Origin of the sequence: Mesorhizobium sp. KR9-304, from assembly GCF_040049215.1 — a bacterium.
In the GTDB taxonomy this organism is placed as follows: Bacteria; Pseudomonadota; Alphaproteobacteria; order Rhizobiales; family Rhizobiaceae; genus Mesorhizobium_K.
The window spans coordinates 168,791-189,355 of sequence record NZ_JBDZDN010000003.1 but is presented as its reverse complement, the minus strand read 5'-3'; the positions used below and the strand labels follow the sequence as shown (position 1 = coordinate 189,355).

The following is a 20,565-nucleotide window of genomic DNA, read 5'->3' as shown; positions in this document are numbered from 1 at the left end:
CGTCCTTGCCACGCATCTGCGTCGCGCGGACGCGAAGCAAGTCTCATTTCTGACGACGCTTGAGAGGGTCTTGCGACCTGCAAACCGGTGTCTTTTCCAGACGTGCCAGGCGTCATCGCTGTTGCCGACACGCTCGACGAGGCCCTGCACGAGGTCGGAGTCGCGATCGGCTCGCCTTCGAGGACTGGCAGGGCGAGCCCCTCGCCCGCGTAGGCTCGACGCACTTCGCGAAGATGCCGGATTTATCGAGTGGTCCGCCTACGCGGTCGTGGTGGCCGTGGCGCCGGCAAGTGGGATGGCTGAGCCGGCCTAAGCTACCCTATTTCGCTGCGCCACCTTATGCAGAAGGTGCCGTATTACACCACGCTCTCGGGCGCGGCAGCGGTAGCCGAAGCCATCGCCGCGCTCAAGGCGGGCAGCCTGGAGGTACGGCCGCTGCAGGAGTATTTTGCCTGAGTGCTGTCCTTATCTCCCCCCTTGCGGGGGGTGAGCAGCCGGTTCGCGGAACACGAATTCGTCATACCGGCTATTCAATCAGCCTGCTAGCGAATTCAGAGATTTTCGTTATCAGACCGACCATATCTGTGGGGATCTCGTCTTTCTTCATGGCGTCAATAATGGACGTATGTGTAACATTGACGTTGTGTGTCTCTTGCAAAATTCTATTGAAATACCGAAGGGCATCTTTCCCCGGTATGACCTGCATCCTCCTATCCGCATCGGACCAATCTTTCTCAAAATCATTCAATGCTTTTTCGCTGATTGTGGCATCGCTCGTGCCTGGGTTGACATTTCGCTCGAATCTTCTCCTCTCGGTAAGATATTGAGCGGCAACATAGCTTTTCTTCTCGGCAGCAAATTGTTCAAGTACATCATTGGCCGATACTTTATACTCTATCTCTTCACCACCCCGCCTCGCAAGATCCGCCAATTTCGCCCTTGCAGATCTATCTAGCGCGGAAGGTATCAGCAAAAAGTTCTCTATTTCCTTTCGATTATGTAACGAGACAAGGTCCGAAAACTTACTACATGCATCCTCAATCGACTTGCATTCACCGTCGCTCCTGTAGTCACGATCAAAAATGACCGCAGAGGAAATATGAGTTCCCAGCGTCAGTTCCATGCCAATTTTTATGCTTTTTGCTCTTTCAGGATTGAATCCCTCAACGGGGATGACAGCAAAATTCCCGCGGTTTCCAGTTTCCGCGAAGCCCAATCGCGTCGCAAATTTTCCGATTATTTGATAATCTTTGCCTTCTACAAAAATCGCCCGCCGGGTTTTTGCCAGTTGCGTAAGAATCGGATTGAGATTCGATCCTAGCGACGAAAATACGTCTCCTAGCTGTGTAGGATTTTTGACGCGCTGCGCATGGGGTCGCTTTTTATTGACGATTACGATCTCATCCGGCTCGGGGTGCTGTCCTAATTAGAGGGCAGTTGTCCTAATTTCCCGCCCGGCCCCTTGACATAGGTATCATGGTGATACATATGAACCGCACCACCTGACTCTCCGACGTAGAGCCGACGGGCTCGGGAAGGAGGTGGTAGCGATGGGAAAGAAGACCGTAACCGTAGGACGCAGTGCGATCTCAGGCCGGTTTACTTCTGTGGCGACGGCAATTCGAAAGTCGAACACGCATATCGTCACGCGCATCAAGAAGTGAAAAAAGGGCGCTCGTTATCCCGCGAGCGCCCTTTTGATTGGAAGATTTTTAACCGTGGCACATTGGATTGACCTAAAAGGATTAGTAGGAAGATGTATCGTCATGATATAAAAATGCAGCAACCGAATGGGGGACAGGGCGTTGTGGCGGGCGGATGCAACTGGCCGAAGGAGCAGGCGACCGATGAGATTCGCGCGATTGCGCGCTCTCGAACTCTAACGATTACCTACAAGCGCCATGCTAGAGAACGAATTGCCGAAAGAGGGATTATCTTGGGTGACGTTCTATTCGTCCTCAAGAATGGGTTCGTCCACATGGATCCAATGGATTCAACGCGGCCCCACTACAAGAAGTACGCAATGGAGAGCATGTGCCCCAATGGGGGAAATAGGACGCTTCGGGTCATTGTGGTCCCAGACAAGCCTGGAACCCTCCTGAAGATTGTAAGTGTTATGTGGGTCGACGAAATCGAGACCCGAGCTGGTACGTTCACTGGAGAAGAAGATGACTAGGCACCACTACACCGAATCCGGACTGAAGAACGTCTTCATCGACGGCCTTCCGATGGAAGTCGATGACGACGGTGACGAGATCATCACGATCCCGGCTGTCAATGAATTGCACCGCGTGATCGCCCTTGGGATTGTGTCTCATGCACATGGGATCAGCCCCGATGAATTGCGATTCCTGCGAACCGAGATGGGGTACACCCAGTCGGAACTTGGCGCGCTGGTCCATCACGACAAGCAGTCTGTTGGTCGATGGGAAAGGGGAGAATACGAGATCGATAGTTCGGCGGAGACGATCATCCGCAGGCTTGCGATTGAGAAGCTGGAATTGTCCTCGACCTTCGGCGTGGATGAACTGTCCCGCCGGAGTGTGCATTCGGCAAAGACCCAGCCCATCGAAATTCGTCACGTCAACGATGATGGGTATCGACTGCTGGAAGCGGTCGCCGCCTGATTCCTGAGTCACACTCTCAAAATGTGAGCCCGCCTCAATTCAACGAGGCGGGCTTTTTCGTGATTAGGAAAGGATCGTCTTGAAAGCGGCGATCTTCTTTTCCAAATCCTCCAGTCCGTCTTTGTCCATCAGCGCATTGATACGCACCTTGCCACCGAAGAACTCGACCCGAATGTCATTCAACTCGCTTGGGGGCGGTGGCGGGGGTGGCGGAGGATCGCGATGCTGCTGACCGGCAAGGTTCTGTTCCATCTTTGCTTTCTCATCATCGCTAAGGTTGTCGGTGTCTTCAGACCCGACCTCATTAGAGGATACATCGTCCGATTCCAGCAGTCCAGCAAACGTTACCGTCTGGCGATACTCTGAAATGAGTTCATCAGCAGCGGCATTTGAATAAGGGGCGGCTCCGTCGTCAGCGCGATCCAGGGTGAGATAACTCTTGACCGCAACATCCATCGCACCGGATGCACCGGCGACACCATACTGCTCCCACAGTTCTGAATGAATCTTGGGCGATAACGCCGCCGCACGGATCGCCGCTATCCGCTTCTCCGACTTTGGGTCGGTATCGCGGACGATGCGGATTGCGCGGTCGGTGAGCTTGAAGCGGCGCTTATCGCCCGACCCTTCGTCCGTCATGAAGCCGAACTGCTTTAGGGCCGCAACGGTCGCGAAAAGCCCGCTGCTCTTTGGTGCGTATTCCCATGCGCTCGCGGCAACAGTGATCGGCACCGCGTGATGGAGGGCCTTCTGGTAGAAGGCACCTAAACGGTCGATTGCTTTTGCCAGCGGGATAGACGGATAGGGCGGACTACGGAAACGGGGCTGCTTCATGTAGTCGGTGTCGTCGTTGGGCGCGTCGGTCATGCCAGCCTCCTATATGGTGGCCGTAACTACCACGCTTACCTTCACCTCGTCAAACGAAAAAAGATATGCGGTACCTCTACCATACCTCTTGACGGGTACGGATGCAGAAGGTAGGGTGATTCCAGATCGAAGCGGAGACCTACGATGACAACAGTCAGAGCCCCGGCACGGCAGCCGACGCTACCGGGGCGAGGATGAAGGAAGGGGCCGGCACCCGGACCCGCGAAGGAAAGGTGCCAGCCCCTGCAATAGGCTACTTAGCTCTCCCCGGTCGTCTAATTGGTAGGACGCCCGCCGTTACAAGTGAGGCAATCCAGGTCCGAGTCCTGGCCGGGGAACCAAGAATCAATGGGGCCGATCTGCGCGAACAGCCGGCCCCGGATCACTTCACAGGGATTTGGCCCCCTGCGTCATGACCCTCCGCTCTATATAGCGGATTCTGGGTCTTTCCGCCAGAGGCGGACGCAAAGCCAATCCCATAACCGTTGGATTGGCCCCAATGAACATTCTTCCCCAAGATCGGCAAGTTGCCGTCATCTCCGCCCTGATCGAGGGCTGCTCCATCCGCGCGACCGAGCGCATGACCGAAACTCACCGCGATACCGTCATGCGCCTTGGCGCCCGCATCGGTCGCGGTTGCGCTGCCCTGCATGACATGATGTTCCGCGACTTGAACATCAACCAGCTCCAGTTTGACGAGCTGTGGGCATACATCGGCAAGAAGCAAAAGCGCGTGAAGCGCGACGACGATCCGACCAAGGGCGACTGCTACACGTTCCTCGCGCTCGATCCGCTGGACAAGGCGATTATCAGCTACCGGGTCGGCAAGCGCACTGGTGAAACCACGCTCGACTTCGTGAGGGACGTGCGCGCCCGCGTCCTCGGAATGCCGTTCATCACGTCCGACGCCTTCCCGGCTTACGAGCCGGCGATCCGCGCCGTCTTCGGCCCCGGCGTACACTACACGCAGATTGTAAAGACCTATGTAAACGAGCCGCCGGTAAACGCCGCTCGCCGCTACTCGCCAGGTGCCATCGTAAAGGTAGCCAAGGAACGGGTATTCGGCGCGATGCCAGAGTTCATGGCATCAACCAGCCACGTCGAGCGCGTCAACCTTTCCGTGCGCATGGGCTCGCGCCGGTTCACCCGATTGACGAACGGCTACAGCAAGAAGGTCGAGAACCATGAGGCGGCGGTCGCGCTCTTCGTCGCGCACTACAATCTCTGCCGCGTCCATGAGAGCTTGAAGATGACGCCGGCAATGGCGCTGGGATTGACGGATCGCCTGTGGTCGGTTGCGGAGTTAATTGATGTAGCGGTAGCAATGACCGAAAGTGCAGTTCGTCCTAATTAGGACAGTACCCGGCTCGGACTCAGTTATTATTTCGGTCGAATGTGTTGCTATGAGTATATCGGGGCCAAGATTTCTCAGTAGAGAAAGAAGTTGCCTCTGCAACTCGGAATGAAGGTATATGTCAGGTTCATCTATCAGGAATATCGAATTTTCTTTTGATTGAACTAGATGAGTTAGCATTTGACACCAAACTTGGAATCCAAACCCCGACCAGAATATTTCGCGTGGTATTCTCGATTCCGGGCAGAACATATATAGCCTAGCTTTTCCCTCGACGTGTTCGATTCTCGGGCGCTCTATATCCATGCCGGGCCAAGTTCTGACTAAGGTCTCCTTGAACTCGTCAAATTTTTCTGGATAATGGTACCAGATATTTCTGAAGTTTCGAGCGGCCCTGTAGTTGAACAAAGCAAGACGCGCGGCCTCCTTTCCATATAGAATTTCATCGTGATCTACAGGCCCTAAAATTGGCACAAAGCCTATCGGGCAGTTAAATTTATTGACGAATTCTTTCGGCGAGAGTGGCGTCCTACCTCTGGGGACAGAAGCTATAAGATGACAAGATCCTTGCTCTCCAAAATATAAAATAAGTTCGTTTTTGTTCGAAAGCGTAAATTTTATTAAGGAGGGATAGCTATCGTCATAGTTATAAAAGATATTTTCCTCTGCCACAGATATGGTTGTTAAGTCTACGACGTAACCATGGGTAGGACCTTGCGGTCCAGCCACTATTTCTGGTCTCTTGGATGTCGCCCTCCTCAATCCAGACGCCAGAATTCTGAAGGCAGCCAACACAGTCGATTTTCCGGCGTTGTTCGGCCCTACTAGAATATTAAAATGCCTGAGGTGGAGGGTGAATTTTTGAAAAGCTTTGAAACGGTCGAAATCAACCCTGACGAATCGGACTAAATCGGTCACGATACCCTCCCATCCAGCATCTCACTTAGCTTATATTACTCCGGGGTGGCGACTTGTAGAGCCGGTGCCGCGCATTTTTGAGCTTCGGCCGAATCCTATGGGGCTATAGTAGGGGCAAACATGCGCCACCCCCGTGAAACCAACTTCCATCCCCACAATTCTCTTTACCGCCCTGAAATCAATCACTTCCGCGTTTCTTCGCCTCTCCCAACTTGTCCCCACCCCTCCACCTCCCGCATACTCCTCGTGCAGCTTGCTTGTGGGAATGGGTCGCTACAACCTCCACTCCGGCACGTGTCGCAGCGGACGCCCGCTGGTTGCGCGGGCAGCTCCGGCCCTGCTCGCGCTCCCTCCGGCCACAACCTCAGCCCAGACCCTGCGGAACCCACACCCGCCTCGACAGTTTGCTCCGCAGGAGGCAAGCCCATGGACGCCATCGCCATCGTCAAACGCTGTTTTCAGGCCTATGTCGACAAGGACCGCGCGGCGATCGAAGCCGTGATCGCCGACGATTTTCATTTCACCAGCCCGCTCGACAACTGCATCGACCGCAAGACCTATTTCGAGCGCTGCTGGCCGAACAGCGAGACGGCGGCCGGCTTCGAATACAAAAACCTCGTGCAGGATGGCGACCGCGTCTTCGTCACCTATGAGGGCAAGGGCGCGTCGGGAAAACGCTTCCGCAACACCGAGATCCTGACCGTGCGCGGCGACAGGATCATCGACGTCGAGGTCTATTTCGGCTGGACGATCCCGCATGAGGCGCCCGCCGGCGGCTTCGTCGACAAATAGCGCAGGCAGGCGGTACGTGGAGAAGATTTCCGCCGCCGCAAAGTTTTTCGCCCGTGAAATCAATTGCTTACCCGGTTTCCGCCCCTCCCCGCCCCGCCGCTTTTTCCCCGCCCCTTCCGCCCAACGTTAAAATCCCGCCGCCCTGAAAGGAGGCGGCGATGGACTGGAATCTGGCAATCGAGAGAAACAGCGACGCGCTGAGGCGCATCCTGGCCATGCTTGTCGCCATGGCGGGGCTGGACGCCTCCGCGTTCACCTCCCCCTTGAGGGGAGGTCGGCGGTCGTCAGACCGCCGGGTGGGGGTAATTGCAGCGCCGCAACCCCCACCCGACGCTTCGCGTCGACCTCCCCTCAAGGGGGAGGTGAAGCTGACCCTGCCGCGCCATCTCCACCGCGCGATCCTGCGCCTCATCAGGCCGGCCGAGTCCGCCGTGCGGCGGCTGGTCATCGTTTTGGCGCGCGGGCTGGTGCTGACACTGCCGCCGCCGCGCCCGCGCAAGGCGAAACCGGCGTCGATCTTCCTCAGCAAGCCCGGCGGCACCGGCATCTATCTCCCGGCGAGCGTCCGCGATTCAGTGTCCCCTTTGTGGGGAGGAGGAGGCAGGGCTCGGAACGCAACGGCCCTCGCCTTGCCGCTGCTCGATCCGCTCAGGCGATCCTTCCGCCGCCGCTGGCCGGCCGCAACCAGCATTCCGCGCATCTCGTTTCCCGGCGTCACCGCGCCGTCGCCCATTACGCCGCGCCTGCCGCCCGCGCCCGACGATCCGCTCGACGCCACCCGTCTTGCGCTCCGCCTCAAGGCGCTGGGCGCGGCACTCGACGACCTGCCCGGACAGGCAAAACGCTTCGCCCGCTGGCGAACGAGGAAACGCGCCGGCCGCGACGCCGCAGGCGCGCAAAACAAAAGTCCGGACGCCGCAGGCGCGCAAAACAAGAGGCTTGCCCGCCGCGTCTGGCCGCTGCGACCGGGCCGCGCGCCAGGCCAGCGTCCCGCCAACCGGCGGCGTCATGAAGTGTACGAGGTCCTGAACGACCTCCACTGGCTCGCCTTCGAGGTGCTCGAGCATCGCGACACGTCGTGATGCGATCGACCGCCTTTGCCGGACGCCAGGAGGGAGAGAGCCGGACTGCGAAGGCAGGGCGTGGCGATGATGAAGTGTGCCTATCCTCCACCCCGGAACGGGGGGGAGGTGTCGAGGCGAAGCCGAGACGGAGGGGGGGCCGCCGGAGGAAAATGCAAAACGTCGAAGACGTCCGCAACACCCCCTCTCCGTCGCGCCTTCGGCGCGCCACCTCTCCCCCGCTTCGCGAGGGAGAGGATAGGCGCCAAGCGCTACCCCTCCCCCACCCTGATCAGCGCCAGCCGGAACGACGCCACGCGCATCAGCGTGGCGCGCCAGTCGGCAATCGCGCCGATGTTGTCGACGAACCAGCGCAGCGACGAATGAACCTGGGTGAAGGCGGCGGCCGCCATCATCAGGCCCCCAAAAGTGAGGTCGCCGGCGAAATAGACCGGCGAGGCAATGACGATCGGCGCCACGACAGTCACCCAGCCGTAACCCGCGGTGAACCATTGCAGGCGGATCGCCGCCGTCATGATGCGGCGCACGGTGAGCAGCGCAGCAGTGAGGTTTTGCTCCAGCCTGCCCCTTGTCGCTCCCTCGCGGCCGGCGCTGGCGATCTCCTCGACGCCCTGGCTGGCCTCGACCAGCGAGACGCGCAGCTCGGCCTCGCGCGCATAGTGGTCGGCGTTCAGCCTCACCAGCGGCCGGGCAAGCAGCCAGGACAGCGCCGAGGCGGTGCCGGCATAGGCAAGGGCTGCCCACACCATGTAGCCGGGGATGGCGAAGCTGCGGCCGCCATAGTGGAACACGAACCCTTCCGAGATCGCCCACAGCACGCCGATGAAGGAGACCAGAAGCACGCCGGCCTGCACGAAGCCGATGCCGAGGTCGGCCGAGAGGTCGGCGAGGTGCCAGGCGTCCTCGTGCAGCCGCTGGTCGGGGTTGACGCCGATCTCGCCGGATTGCTTGAGCTTCAGCGCGCGGCCGGGGCGCATCCATTCGTCCAGCAGGTCGCGCACCAGCCCCTCGCGCAGCTTGATGTGCAGATAGCGGTTCAGCCAGCCCTGCGCGATGTTGAGCACCAGGAGCGCGCCGGCGATCTCGGCGAAGACGACGAGCTGGTGGAGGAAGCCCGCCATGTCCTTGCGCTCGATGGCGTCGTAGAAGGGCTGGTTCCAGCGGTTGAGCAGCACCTGGCCGAAGGCCGTCGCCACGATCAGCGCGAAGATGCCGAAACCGACCCAGAACAGCAGCCTTCTCAGCGGCGAGCCGATGAAGGCGCTCCACATCATCTTGAGCTGGTCGTAGAAGCTCGCCTCGCCCGAGGGGATGCAGCCGGGCTGCCTCGGCTTGCGCGCCTGTCCGGCGCCGGCAACGCCGTCCGCCACCATCGCCTGGTCCGTCATGACAAGATCCTGCTCTTCGCGCCCGCAGCATGAGATAGGCGGAAAAAGCGCAAAAGTCAGGTGGGCGGATGGTGCGGATCGAACGTTTCAGCCGCGAATGCGGCGGGCGCCGCGACGGCGTCGCTTCGCCGGCCGGGGCGGATTTTCGCGGTTCAGGATGGCGCGGGCAAAATCCGTGCACCTTGATAAACAGGCGAAACCCGCCTATGTATTACCAATCGGTCTTGCTTGTCGAACTTTGTTGCTGCGCAAAACAGCGCGTCCACGACGATCTTCTCCTCTCAAAATCGATCGAAAATGCGCCGGGCCGCATGTTGCGGCGCGCGCGAAAACTATGAGCGATTGAAAGGAAGTCGTTATGAATACTGGCACCGTTAAGTTCTTCAACGCAACCAAGGGCTTTGGTTTCATCCAGCCGGACAATGGCGGCACGGACGTTTTCGTCCACATTTCCGCCGTCGAGCGCGCCGGCATGCGCACCATCGTCGAGGGCCAGAAGCTCTCCTTCGAGGTCGTGAAGGACAACCGGACCGGCAAGAGCGCCGCAGAGAACCTGCAGGCCGCATGATTTCGCATCTCGGTTCCGCGACCACGGATGTACCGGCGCGGGACTGAATGCTGACGGGAGGTCGGGCACACGCCCGGCCTTTTTCTTTACAGGAGGACCCGGATGGCAAAGTCGATCGAAGCGCGGGGCATTTTTGCTCCCAACCCTTCCAGGCAGGATTCCAAGGCCAGCACCACCAGCAACGCCGCCCGCGTGATCCTCGAGACGGAGGCCAAGCAGCGCGAGGCCAAAACCGCGCGGCTGCGCGCGCTCAGGCTGAAGATGGAGGCCGAGGCCCCGCCCCCGCCGCCCAAGCCCGCCAAGGCCGTGCCGAAGAAGCGCGCGCCCAAGGCGGCCGCCAAACCGGCAGCCAAGAAGGCCTGACTGGTCAGGCCGGCGCGCTAGACGCTCTGGCGTTTGCGCTTGCGGTCGCGCCCCAGCCCGGTTTCCTCGAGCATGCCCTTGCGCTTGGCGTCGTAATAATAGCCGCTGGCGTAGAAGCGCACCGCGCGGTCGTGGTTGCCGGCAGCGACCATGTAAGCGCCGCGCAGATATTTCACCGCGTATTTCAGGTTGGTTTCGGCGTCGAGCAAGCCCTGGGCCGTGCCCTGGTAGCCCATGCCCTTGGCGGTCTGCGGCAGGATCTGCATCAGCCCCCAATAGGGGCCGTTGCGCGCCCTGGGGTTGAAGTTGCTCTCGCGCTTGACGACGCGGCGCACCAGCGTCTCGGGAACCTCGTAGAGCGCGGCGTATTTGGCGATCAGCCGGTCGACCTCGCCGCGCGGCGTGTTCTGTGGCGCCCAGACGATGTCCTCGGCCGGCCCTTCGGGTACGCGCGCCTCGGGCGCCTCGGGGAAGACATCCCGCGCCGGGTTCTGGTTCGGGAATTCCGGACGCGGCAGGGAGGCGAGCTGGACGCTATCATCGCCCGGCGTCGGCTCGGCGAAGGAACTCGGCACCACCGCCACCTCGTCGGGCAGCGTGATGCCGTATTCGCTGGACTGGGAGACTTCGACCGTGTCGGCCCCGAGTTCGGAGAGCGGCGATATCGCTGGTTCGAGCCGGGTGGTGCTGCACCCCGCCAGCATACCGGCGCAAAGCACCAGTCCGATCAGAAGGCCGTTCTTCGATGCTGGCAAAGGCCGCGCTCTGGCTGTTGGTCGTGGTCCCGTCCCGAAACGTCCTTACACCAGCAGGCCCGGAGGGGCAATCCGCGGCTGCGTCGCAGGTTTCGGGTGGCGGCAGCAGGCCGAAAATGCCATACTGTTCTCGATTTGTACTAGACCTCCCAAGCCAGGACGACGATCGTGAACACCTCATCAACGCCCATCGGCCATGCGGTTTTCGAAACCGCGCTAGGCTTCGTCGGCATCGCCTGGAACGGGATCGGCCTGACGCGGCTTTGCCTGTTCCAGCGGGAACGCGCTGCGGTCGAGCGCCGGCTGGAGAAGCATGCGCCGTCCGGCGATGCCGCCGGGCGACATGAAGGCGAGCAGCCGCCATGGGTCGTCGACCTGATCCGCGACGTAAAGGCTTATGCGGTGGGCGAAGAGATCGATTTTTCGCGCGTGCCGGTCGATCTTTCCGGCATCGACGATTTCAACCGCGCCATCTATGAAGCCGCGCGCAAGCTGCGCTTCGGCGAAACCACCACCTATGGCGAATTGGCCAAGCGCGCGGGCCAGGCGGGGCTGCCGCGCGAAACCGGGCAGGCGCTCGGCGCCAATCCGGTGCCGCTGGTCATCCCTTGCCATCGCATCCTCGCGGCGGGAGGCAAGATCGGCGGCTTCTCGGCGCCCGGCGGCTCTACGACCAAGGAAAAGATGCTGGCGCTCGAAGGCGTGCGGGTCGGACCCGCGCCCGCCCCGCAGCAGTCGTTCGGTTTCTAGGTCAATCCCGGAAGTGGGGGCGCCAGATGAAGTCGTCGTCGGGATCCCAGTATTTGCATTCTCGCACCGCGCAGGACTTGCGGTCGGCCGAGGGCACGTAGGACGTTTCGGCGCGCGTGCCTGACTCGCAGAAGCCGCCATGCGCAACGAAGCGGCCATAGCGCAGGATGCCGCTGTTGCCGCGCCAGCGCAGGATCACCGCGCCCTCCGCGCGCACGGTTGCCTTGATCTCGCCGCAACTCATCGAGGTCGAATTGTAGCGTGAGATTGCCTGTGCCTGGAATGACACGAGCACAAGACTCAGCGCTAACAGGACTATTTTCATCGTTGCCTCCTTCGGAACCCGCATCCGTCGTCCTCAACGGCAGCACACAGGCACAAGTTTCATTGCGGCCGAAATTGGACGCAGTTAGGGCGGCCTCGCGGGTGACGCGGCGCGGCAAACCGCATAAGGTTCGCTGCTCATGATGGAGGATAGCATGGCACTGGATCGCGTAGGCTTTGTGGGCGTCGGGCTGATGGGGCACGGCATGGCCAAGAATATCGTCGAGAAGGGCCACCCGCTGACGATCGTCGCGCACCGCAACCGGGAGCCGGTGGAGGATTTGAAAAGCCGCGGCGCCAGGGAAGCGGCGGACCTTCACGAGCTTGCCGCCCAAAGCGACATCGTCGTGCTGTGCGTGACCGGAAGTCCGCAGGTCGAGGCGACCTTGACTGGTCCGGGCGGCCTTGCATCGGCGGGCAAAGAGCTCATCGTGTGCGATTGCTCGACGTCCGACCCGTCATCCACGGTGAAGCTCGCCGCCCAGCTGGCGCCCCAGGGCATCACGCTCGTCGACACGCCGCTGTCGCGCACGCCCAAGGACGCCGAGGCCGGGACGCTCGACGTGATGGCGGGAGGCGACGACGCCACCTTCGACCGCATCAGGCCCGTGCTTGAGAAGTTCGCCGGGCGGATCGTGCGCACCGGTCCGGTCGGCAGCGGCCACACGATGAAGCTGCTCAACAATTTCATTGCGATGGGTTATGCCGCGCTCTATTCGGAAGCACTGACGCTCGGCGCCAAGGCGGGGCTGACGCCGCAGGTCTTCGACAGCGTCATCCGCGATGGCCGCATGGACTGCCCCTTCTACCGCACCTTCTTCACCTGGGTGCTGGAGCGAGACCCGAACGCCCACCGCTTCACGATCGCCAACGCGCTCAAGGACATGACCTACCTGTCGGGCTACGCGAACGCATCCGGCACGGTCAATCCGCTCGGGGCGGCCGTGCGCAATTCCTTCGCGCTGGCGGCGGGCGCCGGGCGCGCCGAGGACTTCGTCCCGATGCTGTCGGACGTCATCGCCGGCATGAACGGCGTCAAGCTCACGGCGAAATGATCAACGCTACCCGAGGCTTGCCTTTTTCCGAGAGCCTGCCTATATGCGGTGTGTTGAAATTTCGGCCGATCGATCCAGAACCACGCTACCCGCGTTTGCTGACGTCTATCTCCAAAATCTCGATACCAAACGGCGCAAGCTAAACCTTCGCCATTCTACAACGTAGCAAACACGAGGAATTCACATGGCAACTGGAACCGTAAAGTGGTTCAACGCCACCAAGGGCTTCGGCTTTATCCAGCCCGACGCCGGCGGACCGGACGTTTTCGTCCACATCTCAGCCGTCGAGCGTGCCGGCATGTCGAGCCTGGCCGAGGGCCAGAAGATCAACTTCGAGATCGAGCAGGACCGCCGCACCGGCAAGTCCGCTGCTGGATCTCTGTCCAAGGCAGGCTGACCTGAAACGCGCGTTCCCGGGTCACACCGGAGCGCGCGGCATGTCACGGATGTACTGACGGCCGCACCAGTGGCGCGCGATGGCCGCAAAAGGTCCGAGTTGCCGATCAGCGGATTGCTGCGGTATCGGACCGGATGCTCCCGGTCAGTCACCTTGGAAGCGGAAGGCGGGGTTTTGCCCCGCCTTTTTGTTTGCGCGGCGCATGCCGGACCAGTTGAGTTTCGGCAGCGCTCAATCGGCAAAGCTCAGGGCAGCCAGTCCATCGGCACATGGCCCGGATCCTGCTCGACGCGGTTCAGCCAGGCCATGACAGCCGGATAGGCGCCGAGTTCGAAGCCGCCCTCGCCCGCCACATGCGTGTAGGCGTAGAGCGCGATGTCGGCGACGCTGAACGCCGGGCCGGCGAAAAATGGCGCTTCCGCAAGGCGCCGTTCCATGACCCGCAATGCCTTGTTGCCGCGCTCCAGCGTCAGCGCAAGACGCTCGGGGGTCGCGTCCTTCTTTCGGTTCGGGAAGGTCAGCAAGGCGCGCCGAACGGCTATATAGGGCTCATGGCTGTACTGCTCGAAGAACAGCCACTGATAGGCAAGCGCACGCTCGTAAGCGTCTTTCGGGAGAAAGCGCGTCCCCTCCCCCAGATGCAGCAGCATCGCGTTGGATTCGGCCAGCAGGCGGCCGTCGTCGAATTCGAACAGCGGCACCATGGCGTTCGGATTCTTGGCTGTGAAGGCATCCGCGCGCGTGCCTCCGTCATGCGAGCTGACCTCGACATGCCGGAACGGCCTGCCCAGCTTCGCCATCATCAACCGCGGCTTGTAGCAGTTGCCGCTGTCGGCCATCCCATAGATCGTCGTCATGACCGTCCCTCATTCGTCAAGCGGATCATTGCCTCGCTGGATGGAACTCATCCAACGATTTTTCTTTGCGTACCGATCAGTGCCGATGATGCGTCAGCCGAAAAGCGGCAATATCTTGCGGGCTCCGCCGAGCTTCTCCGCAATCGGGAGAGGCGTTTCGTCAAACACCGTGCCGACATGCGCGGGCGGAGCGAGATGCAGGCCCTGGACGAGGTCGGCGCCTGCCCGCAGGGCCACGCTTAGTTGCTCCTCGTTCTCGATGCCGGCAACCAGCACCCTCGAACCGCGTTCCCGCAGCCGCGCCACGACTGAATCGAACAGCCTGACGGTGGTGGCGTCGCGGCAGACTTTCTGGAACCAGTCGCCGTCGATCCCGACGATTTCGGGCACGAGAGCGTCCATCTGCCCGTCCGTCCAGCGGCCGGCGCCGAAATCGCCGATCGCGATCCGCAGACGGCCGCGCATCTGGGCGGCAAGACGCGGCAGCAGCGTGCCGTCCTGCACGGGCGGCTCGGTCAGCGCTAATATGACGAGGCCCGGATCGAGCTCGGTTTCGGCGCTTGCGGCCGCGATCAAGTGGACGCGGTCGATCGCTGCTCCCGGTACGCTTTCGCCGGAACGCAAGCCGACGACCAGTTCGAGCGTGGGGAAGCCGATATTGCCGTGATTGCGCACGGGCAGCACAAGGCTCATCTGCTCGATGAACTCGAGATCGTCGGGGGAGACAGCGGCGAGGAATATCTCGGATGGCACCTCTTCCCCGGCAATGAAGGGCGCCACCGTTCCCTCGACCGCGACGGCATGCAACTCGCGGCCACGCCGTTCAAAGATCGGCTGGTACAGGGTTCGCAGGCGGTAGATGCCGTAGCCGCCGCTCTCGATTCCGATCTCGTCGACCATGATCGCGTCGTCGAGCCTTGCCTGGAGTTCGGCATCCGTATTCATCGCGGCTTCGACCTGCGTCCGAACGCTTTCGCATGGCGCAATTCCCCGGCCGCGCGATTCTGCGCGGGCTCGCCGAACGCGGGAGCGTGGTGCGGATGGCGCTCAGGCGGGGCGGGCTGGATGAGAGCGGCAAAGCTCGTCGGCACGAGTTCGGGCCGCGCCAGCGCAAAACCCTGCAGCATCTCGACACCGGCCTTTTCGGCGAGTTCGATCTGCCAATCCTCCTCGATGCCTTCGAAGACGGTTCGGATTCCCTGCTCGGCGAAGGTCGAAACCATGGTGGCAAGCAGCCCGTAGCCGGGACCGGAATCCATGAGCCGCGCGATCCATTCCGCATCGAACTTGACGATATCGGGATGCAGGTCGTGGATCCGGCGCATGTCGGAATCCTCCGAGCCGTAGTCGTCGATGGCGATGCGGAAACCGCTCCCCTTCAGCGACGTCACCAGGGCAAACAGAACCTCCTGCGAGACCGTCTGCTTCTCGGTCACCTCGCAGACCACGCGATGGGGATCGATGCCGGTCTCGGCGAGGACGGCGCGCATCTCCCGTATCGCCGTCTCGGCGACGGCATGGTCGGTGAATACCGACGGGTCGAAATTGATGAAGATCGCCGCGCCGGCCGGCAGGCAGGCGGAAGCATTCATGAGATGCAGTGCGTGACAAAGGTTCTCGACGACGATCCGCTCGGCAATCGGGAGGCTGTGGAGGAAGGTCAAAGGCGTCCACGCCTCGCCGTCGCGGAACGGCCTCAGCAGCGCCTCGAAGCCAGCGGGGACGAGCTTGCCGCCCTCGAATGCGAAGATCGGCTGAAACGCACTCTTCAGTAGAAACGGTCCCCACGCAGCCGTCGAGACGCCGTCATCCCCGCGGATGATATGGGATCCGATGCTGCTCGACACGCTACTCGTCACTCCGCCCATGCCTCCGGACCAGGCCGGGGCCGCACTATGGACGCGCAAGGTTTTACCGGTCGTTAACACATGGCCAACCCGGGGCAGAGGCCGGAAACCTGCGGTCCAAGCCCCGCGAAACCCTTGCGATTGTCGATGGTATGGGACTAAAGAGAGCCGCGGTCGCGAGACCGCACCATCCTCTCAATGGAGTCTTTTTCCGTCATGGCCTTTCTTGCCGATGCCCTTTCGCGCGTTAAGCCCTCCGCGACAATCGCGGTCACGCAGAAAGCGCGCGAGCTGAAAAATGCCGGCCGCGACGTGATCGGACTGGGCGCCGGAGAGCCCGATTTCGACACGCCGGACAACATCAAGAACGCGGCAATCGACGCGATCCGCCGGGGCGAGACCAAGTATCCGCCGGTATCGGGCATCGCGCCGCTGCGCGAGGCGATCGCGAAAAAATTCAAGCGCGAGAACAATCTCGACTACAGGCCGGAGCAGACAATCGTCGGCACCGGGGGAAAGCAGATTCTTTTCAACGCCTTCATGGCGACGCTTAACCCCGGCGATGAAGTCATTATCCCCAGGCCCTACTGGGTCAGCTATCCGGAGATGGTGGCGATCTGCGGCGGCACGTCGGTGTTTGCCGAGACCAGCATCGACAACGGCTTCAAGCTGACGGCGCAGGCGCTGGAGAAGGTCATCACGCCAAAGACCAAGTGGCTCCTGATGAACTCGCCCTCGAATCCGTCGGGCGCGGCCTACAGCGAGTCCGAACTCAGGGCGCTGGCCGACGTGCTGCTCAAGCATCCGCATGTCTGGGTTCTGACCGACGACATGTACGAGCACCTGACCTATGGCGATTTCGTCTTCAAGACGATCGCCGAGGTCGAGCCGAACCTATACGAGCGCACGCTGACCATGAACGGCGTGTCGAAGGCCTATGCCATGACCGGGTGGCGCATCGGCTATGCGGCTGGCGCCATCCCGCTCATCAAGGCGATGGACATGATCCAGGGCCAGCAGACCTCGGGTGCCTGCACCATCGCGCAGTGGGCTTCGGTCGAGGCGCTCAACGGACCGCAGGACTTCATCGCCAGGAACAAGACGATCTTCCAGAACCGCCGCGATCTCGTCGTGTCGATGCTGAACCAGGCGCGCGGCATCACCTGCCCTTCGCCGGAAGGCGCGTTCTACGTCTACCCGTCCTGCACCGGACTGATCGGCAAGAAGACGCCTGGCGGCAAGGTGATCGACAACGACGAAACCTTCTGTTCGGAACTGCTGGAAGCCGAGGGCGTCGCGGTGGTGTTCGGCGCGGCCTTCGGGCTAGGCCCCAACTTCCGCATCTCCTACGCCACGTCGGAGGCGTTGCTCGAAGAGGCCTGCACGCGCATCCAGCGCTTCACGGGTTCGCTGAGCTAAGCCGGGCGGCAACACTTCACGATATGACGGCGGGGCTTCGGCTCCGCCGTTTCACTTTGCGGAATACTGTTCGTCCGAGACCTTCTCCAGCCATTCGACATGAACGCCGTCGAGCGCCTCGTGGATGGCGAGGTGCGTAATAGCCGTCTTGGGGCCGGCGCCGTGCCAGTGCTTTTCGCCCGGCGCGAAGAAGACGACGTCGCCGGCCTTGATCTCCTTGATCGCCCCGCCCCAGGTCTGGACTAGGCCGGCGCCCGCCGTGACGTGCAGCGTCTGGCCGAGCGGGTGGGTGTGCCAGGCGGTTCGCGCTCCGGGCTCGAAGCTGACCATCGCGGCGCGCACCCGCGCCGGCGCCTCCGCCTCGATGACCGGCTGTTGCAGCACCCTGCCGGTGAAATATGCCTCGGGCGGGTAGACGGTAGCGACGCTGCCGCAGGGGATGATTTTCATGGGGTCCGATCCTTCAGCGCTTTGTTTCGCCGCGATCTTAACGGCGGGGCATCGGATAGGCGAGCGGTTCGACAACCGGAACAAAAAAACAAGACCCGGCGGGCTCGCCCGCCGGGTCTTAGAGCAACGAAACGAAGCTGCTCAGTTTTTAGCGTGCAGATCCGTCCCGAGCGTATCCCTGACGAAGATCATGCCGATGACGAGCGACATCGCCGCAATCACGATCGGGTACCATAGGCCGTAGTAGATGTCGCCGGCCGCCGCGCTCATGGCGAAGACGGTCGCCGGCAACAGGCCGCCGAACCAGCCGTTGCCGATGTGATAGGGCAGCGACATGCCGGTATAGCGGATGCGGGTCGGGAACATCTCGACCAGGATCGCCGCGATTGGGCCATAGACCATCGTGACATAGACGACGAGTACGAACAGGATCGCAATGATCATCGTCCAGTTCACGGCTGCCGGATCGGCCACCATCTTGAAGGCGCCGGCGCCGGGAACCGTGTAGACCGCCACTTCGGTCGCGCCAGCCGCTTCCTCGGCGGTTATCAACTTGTCCTTGATCGCCGTTTCGACCGGAACCATCGCCTTGTCGCCGGCGCGGATCGCGGCAGCGTCAAGCGCCAGTTTCGGATTGGCGGCGACCAGGGCATCAAGCTTCTGGTCGGCGACCTTGGCCGGGTCGCGCACCAGCGGATAGCCGTTGTCCTGCAGCGCGGTGTTGACCGCCTTGGCGAAGGCCGCTTCGCTGGCCTTCGCCTGGTCGCCTGCAGCGATTGCATCGTAAGACTCGACGGTCTCTTCGCCGATCTTGACGGTCGCCGGCGTGCCCGCTGCGGCCGTCATGACCACGTCGTAGGGCACCGAGTTCTTGGTCAGGAACGCAGTCGCGATGTCGCAGGACGTGGTGAACTTCGCCGTGCCGGTCGGGTTGAACTGGAACTTGCAGTCGCCAGGCGCTGCCGTCACGGTCGCCCGGACATTCTCCTGTGCCGTGGCGAGAGCCGGATTGGCCGCCCACGTCAGCGCCTTGAACAGCGGGAAGTAGGTGAAGATCGCCAGCGCCAGGCCCGCCATGATGATCGGCTTGCGGCCGATCTTGTCCGACAGCCAGCCGAAGAACACGAAGAAGCCAGTGCCGAGAAGCAGCGCTATCGCGATCATGATGTTGACCGACTGCGCATCGACCTTGAGCACATTCTGCAAGAAGAACAGAGCGTAGAACTGGCCGGAATACCAAACCACTGCCTGACCGGCGGTGAGGCCGAACAGCGCAAGCAGCGCGATCCTGGCGTTCTTCCACTGGCCAAAGGCCTCGGTAAGCGGCGCCTTGGAGCCCTTGCCCTCGTCCTTCATCTTCTGGAAAGTCGGCGATTCGTTAAGCGACAGACGAATCCACACCGAAACCCCGAGCAGTACGCAGGAAAGCAGGAACGGTACGCGCCAACCCCAGGCTTTGAAGGTATCCGGGCCGAGATATGTCTGGACCACCAGGATGATGATCAGCGACAGGAACAGGCCAAGCGTCGCAGTGGTCTGGATCCAGGAGGTGTAGTAGCCGCGCCGGTCATCGGGCGCGTGCTCGGCGACATAGGTCGCGGCGCCGCCATATTCGCCGCCAAGCGCCAGACCCTGCAGCATACGCAGACCTATCAGGATGATCGGAGCCGCGATGCCAATCGATGCCGAACCTGGAAGGAGACCGACGAAGAAGGTCGAAAGGCCCATGATCAAGATGGTGACCAGGAATGTATACTTACGGCCGACGAGGTCGCCGATGCGGCCAAATACAAGCGCGCCGAAGGGCCGCACGAGAAAGCCCGCCGCGAAGGCCAGAAGCGCGAAGATGTTGCGAGTAGCTTCGGGATACTCGCTGAAGAAGGCCGCGCCGATGAAAGCGGCCAGGGAACCGTAAAGATAGAAATCGTACCATTCGAACACCGTCCCGAGCGAAGAAGCGAAGATGACTTTCTTCTCTTCGCGGGTCATGGCGCGGCTAGCGCGACCGGCGGCTATTGCCATTGTCATTCGTTGATCCTCCTGATGATCTGTGGTGCCGAGTTCTCCGGATCTCGCAGTGAGAGCGGCCTGTCCCGGCAATCGGCGCGACAAATTGCAGATGTAGAGCAGGAAGAAAATCGATGCTTTGGGATTATGACTTTGGGATTATGACTTTGGGATTATGACTTTTGTCCAATATACTTGGCGGAGGATTTTCGACTTTAGTCTAAGCCAACGATCATATCCTAATGGATGGGATGGCCGGACTTGATTTTTGCAGGCGAAAGCCGCAATGACAGCCATGGGGTTCGCCGACATCTTTCTTGCGCAGATAATCGATCCATTCAGGATTGCGCTTGTCATCATGCTTGTGCTGACGGCCGCCCGGACATCGGCCACAGTCGGAACCTGGATCCCGCTGGCGCTCGGCGTCGTTTTCGTCGCGGTGCTCATTCCAATGGCGCTTGGCGGCGACCAGGGTGAAAGGACGCTCCCGATCGCTGTCGGCCTGGTGTCCAATGCGGTGATCCTTGCGGTCGTTCTAGCTGCCAAAGCCGCTTTAGGCCGACTGCCGCGGCCAAAGCCATAAAACCCAGCGACCGGCCGAACACTCCGCCCTTGCCCTCGGCTCCAACCCGTGGAACGATGCGGGCCGGGCAGGTGGCAGAAGACCCCGCCCCGCGACGGCCGAAGGCCGGCCGCCGCTTCTTGGGAAACGTCTGCGACGGCCGAAGGCCGGCCGCCGCTCATG

General features: G+C 61.4%; 23 protein-coding genes. 12 read left to right on the top strand and 11 right to left on the bottom strand.

Annotated features, from left to right (window positions below; all coding sequences use genetic code 11):
• Positions 1-526: 526 nt before the first annotated feature.
• Positions 527-1,216 carry a hypothetical protein gene (locus tag ABLE71_RS17135; protein ID WP_348784682.1) on the bottom strand — a complete coding sequence of 230 codons (690 nt, stop codon included), beginning with the start codon at positions 1,214-1,216 and terminating at the stop codon, positions 527-529.
• 952 nt (positions 1,217-2,168) lie between these two features.
• Here ABLE71_RS17135 and ABLE71_RS17130 point away from each other — a divergent pair.
• Positions 2,169-2,627 carry a helix-turn-helix domain-containing protein gene (locus tag ABLE71_RS17130; protein ID WP_348784681.1) on the top strand — a complete coding sequence of 153 codons (459 nt, stop codon included), beginning with the start codon at positions 2,169-2,171 and terminating at the stop codon, positions 2,625-2,627.
• A 63-nt stretch (positions 2,628-2,690) separates the two neighbouring features.
• On the opposite strand, the gene ABLE71_RS17125 is transcribed toward ABLE71_RS17130, so the two are convergent.
• Positions 2,691-3,494: a hypothetical protein gene (locus tag ABLE71_RS17125; protein ID WP_348784680.1), complete on the bottom strand. Its 804-nt coding sequence runs from the start codon at positions 3,492-3,494 to the stop codon at positions 2,691-2,693.
• Positions 3,495-3,993: 499 nt separating this feature from the next.
• On the opposite strand from ABLE71_RS17125, the gene ABLE71_RS17120 reads away from it, so the two are divergent.
• On the top strand, positions 3,994-4,848 hold the full coding sequence (locus tag ABLE71_RS17120) for a transposase (RefSeq protein ID WP_348784679.1): 855 nt from the start codon (positions 3,994-3,996) through the stop codon (positions 4,846-4,848).
• Here the strand turns inward: ABLE71_RS17120 and ABLE71_RS17115 are convergent.
• Positions 4,798-5,766, bottom strand: coding sequence for an AAA family ATPase (locus tag ABLE71_RS17115; RefSeq protein WP_348784678.1), 969 nt, complete (start codon positions 5,764-5,766; stop codon positions 4,798-4,800). The two genes, ABLE71_RS17120 and ABLE71_RS17115, sit on opposite strands and share 51 nt — an antisense overlap.
• Before the next feature lie 426 nt (positions 5,767-6,192).
• Here ABLE71_RS17115 and ABLE71_RS17110 point away from each other — a divergent pair, with 426 nt between their 5' ends.
• Both ABLE71_RS17110 and ABLE71_RS17105 read left to right on the top strand, forming a co-directional pair.
• Positions 6,193-6,558 carry a nuclear transport factor 2 family protein gene (locus ABLE71_RS17110; RefSeq protein ID WP_348784677.1) on the top strand — a complete coding sequence of 122 codons (366 nt, stop codon included), beginning with the start codon at positions 6,193-6,195 and terminating at the stop codon, positions 6,556-6,558.
• Positions 6,559-6,716: 158 nt separating this feature from the next.
• Positions 6,717-7,640, top strand: a complete 924-nt coding sequence (locus ABLE71_RS17105) for a hypothetical protein (protein WP_348784676.1) — start codon at positions 6,717-6,719, stop codon at positions 7,638-7,640.
• Positions 7,641-7,891: 251 nt separating this feature from the next.
• Here the strand turns inward: ABLE71_RS17105 and ABLE71_RS17100 are convergent, their stop codons facing one another.
• The gene (locus tag ABLE71_RS17100; protein WP_348784675.1) at positions 7,892-9,028 is read right to left on the bottom strand and encodes an SbmA/BacA-like family transporter; all 1,137 of its coding nucleotides are present in this window, start codon (positions 9,026-9,028) and stop codon (positions 7,892-7,894) included.
• A gap of 68 nt (positions 9,029-9,096) precedes the next feature.
• Between ABLE71_RS17100 and ABLE71_RS17095 the strand changes: the two genes are divergently transcribed.
• From ABLE71_RS17095 to ABLE71_RS17085, 3 genes are all read left to right on the top strand, one after another.
• Complete coding sequence (locus tag ABLE71_RS17095) at positions 9,097-9,366, top strand: hypothetical protein (RefSeq protein ID WP_348784674.1); 270 nt, start codon at positions 9,097-9,099, stop codon at positions 9,364-9,366.
• Between the two features lie 20 nt (positions 9,367-9,386).
• Complete coding sequence (locus ABLE71_RS17090; protein ID WP_348784673.1) at positions 9,387-9,596, top strand: cold-shock protein; 210 nt, start codon at positions 9,387-9,389, stop codon at positions 9,594-9,596.
• Positions 9,597-9,698: 102 nt separating this feature from the next.
• Entirely contained in the window at positions 9,699-9,959 is a 261-nt protein-coding gene (locus ABLE71_RS17085; RefSeq protein WP_348784672.1) for a hypothetical protein, read from the top strand.
• A 17-nt stretch (positions 9,960-9,976) separates the two neighbouring features.
• Here ABLE71_RS17085 and ABLE71_RS17080 read toward each other — a convergent pair whose 3' ends face one another.
• Positions 9,977-10,714, bottom strand: a complete 738-nt coding sequence (locus ABLE71_RS17080; protein ID WP_348784671.1) for a lytic transglycosylase domain-containing protein — start codon at positions 10,712-10,714, stop codon at positions 9,977-9,979.
• Between the two features lie 165 nt (positions 10,715-10,879).
• Here ABLE71_RS17080 and ABLE71_RS17075 point away from each other — a divergent pair, with 165 nt between their 5' ends.
• Positions 10,880-11,464, top strand: a complete 585-nt coding sequence (locus tag ABLE71_RS17075; protein WP_348785142.1) for a methylated-DNA--[protein]-cysteine S-methyltransferase — start codon at positions 10,880-10,882, stop codon at positions 11,462-11,464.
• 1 nt (position 11,465) lies between these two features.
• Here the strand turns inward: ABLE71_RS17075 and ABLE71_RS17070 are convergent, their stop codons facing one another.
• The gene (locus ABLE71_RS17070) at positions 11,466-11,789 is read right to left on the bottom strand and encodes a hypothetical protein (RefSeq protein ID WP_348784670.1); all 324 of its coding nucleotides are present in this window, start codon (positions 11,787-11,789) and stop codon (positions 11,466-11,468) included.
• Positions 11,790-11,943: 154 nt separating this feature from the next.
• Here ABLE71_RS17070 and ABLE71_RS17065 point away from each other — a divergent pair, with 154 nt between their 5' ends.
• Both ABLE71_RS17065 and ABLE71_RS17060 read left to right on the top strand, forming a co-directional pair.
• Entirely contained in the window at positions 11,944-12,843 is a 900-nt protein-coding gene (locus ABLE71_RS17065; RefSeq protein WP_348784669.1) for an NAD(P)-dependent oxidoreductase, read from the top strand.
• A gap of 184 nt (positions 12,844-13,027) precedes the next feature.
• Positions 13,028-13,240 carry a cold-shock protein gene (locus ABLE71_RS17060; RefSeq protein WP_348784668.1) on the top strand — a complete coding sequence of 71 codons (213 nt, stop codon included), beginning with the start codon at positions 13,028-13,030 and terminating at the stop codon, positions 13,238-13,240.
• A gap of 245 nt (positions 13,241-13,485) precedes the next feature.
• Here ABLE71_RS17060 and ABLE71_RS17055 read toward each other — a convergent pair whose 3' ends face one another.
• The 3 genes from ABLE71_RS17055 to ABLE71_RS17045 form a co-directional block, all read right to left on the bottom strand.
• Positions 13,486-14,097: a glutathione S-transferase family protein gene (locus tag ABLE71_RS17055; RefSeq protein ID WP_348784667.1), complete on the bottom strand. Its 612-nt coding sequence runs from the start codon at positions 14,095-14,097 to the stop codon at positions 13,486-13,488.
• Positions 14,098-14,190: 93 nt separating this feature from the next.
• Positions 14,191-15,042, bottom strand: a complete 852-nt coding sequence (locus tag ABLE71_RS17050; RefSeq protein WP_348784666.1) for an EAL domain-containing protein — start codon at positions 15,040-15,042, stop codon at positions 14,191-14,193.
• Positions 15,039-15,944, bottom strand: a complete 906-nt coding sequence (locus tag ABLE71_RS17045) for an EAL domain-containing protein (RefSeq protein WP_348784665.1) — start codon at positions 15,942-15,944, stop codon at positions 15,039-15,041. Before ABLE71_RS17045 ends, ABLE71_RS17050 begins: the two co-directional genes overlap by 4 nt.
• Before the next feature lie 216 nt (positions 15,945-16,160).
• Here ABLE71_RS17045 and ABLE71_RS17040 point away from each other — a divergent pair, with 216 nt between their 5' ends.
• Positions 16,161-17,363, top strand: a complete 1,203-nt coding sequence (locus ABLE71_RS17040) for a pyridoxal phosphate-dependent aminotransferase (RefSeq protein WP_348784664.1) — start codon at positions 16,161-16,163, stop codon at positions 17,361-17,363.
• A gap of 51 nt (positions 17,364-17,414) precedes the next feature.
• Here ABLE71_RS17040 and ABLE71_RS17035 read toward each other — a convergent pair whose 3' ends face one another.
• The gene (locus tag ABLE71_RS17035; RefSeq protein WP_348784663.1) at positions 17,415-17,813 is read right to left on the bottom strand and encodes a cupin domain-containing protein; all 399 of its coding nucleotides are present in this window, start codon (positions 17,811-17,813) and stop codon (positions 17,415-17,417) included.
• A 141-nt stretch (positions 17,814-17,954) separates the two neighbouring features.
• Entirely contained in the window at positions 17,955-19,841 is a 1,887-nt protein-coding gene (locus tag ABLE71_RS17030; RefSeq protein ID WP_348784662.1) for an MFS transporter, read from the bottom strand.
• A gap of 265 nt (positions 19,842-20,106) precedes the next feature.
• Here ABLE71_RS17030 and ABLE71_RS17025 point away from each other — a divergent pair, with 265 nt between their 5' ends.
• Positions 20,107-20,403, top strand: a complete 297-nt coding sequence (locus ABLE71_RS17025; RefSeq protein ID WP_348784661.1) for a hypothetical protein — start codon at positions 20,107-20,109, stop codon at positions 20,401-20,403.
• The last annotated feature ends 162 nt before the right edge of the window (positions 20,404-20,565 follow it).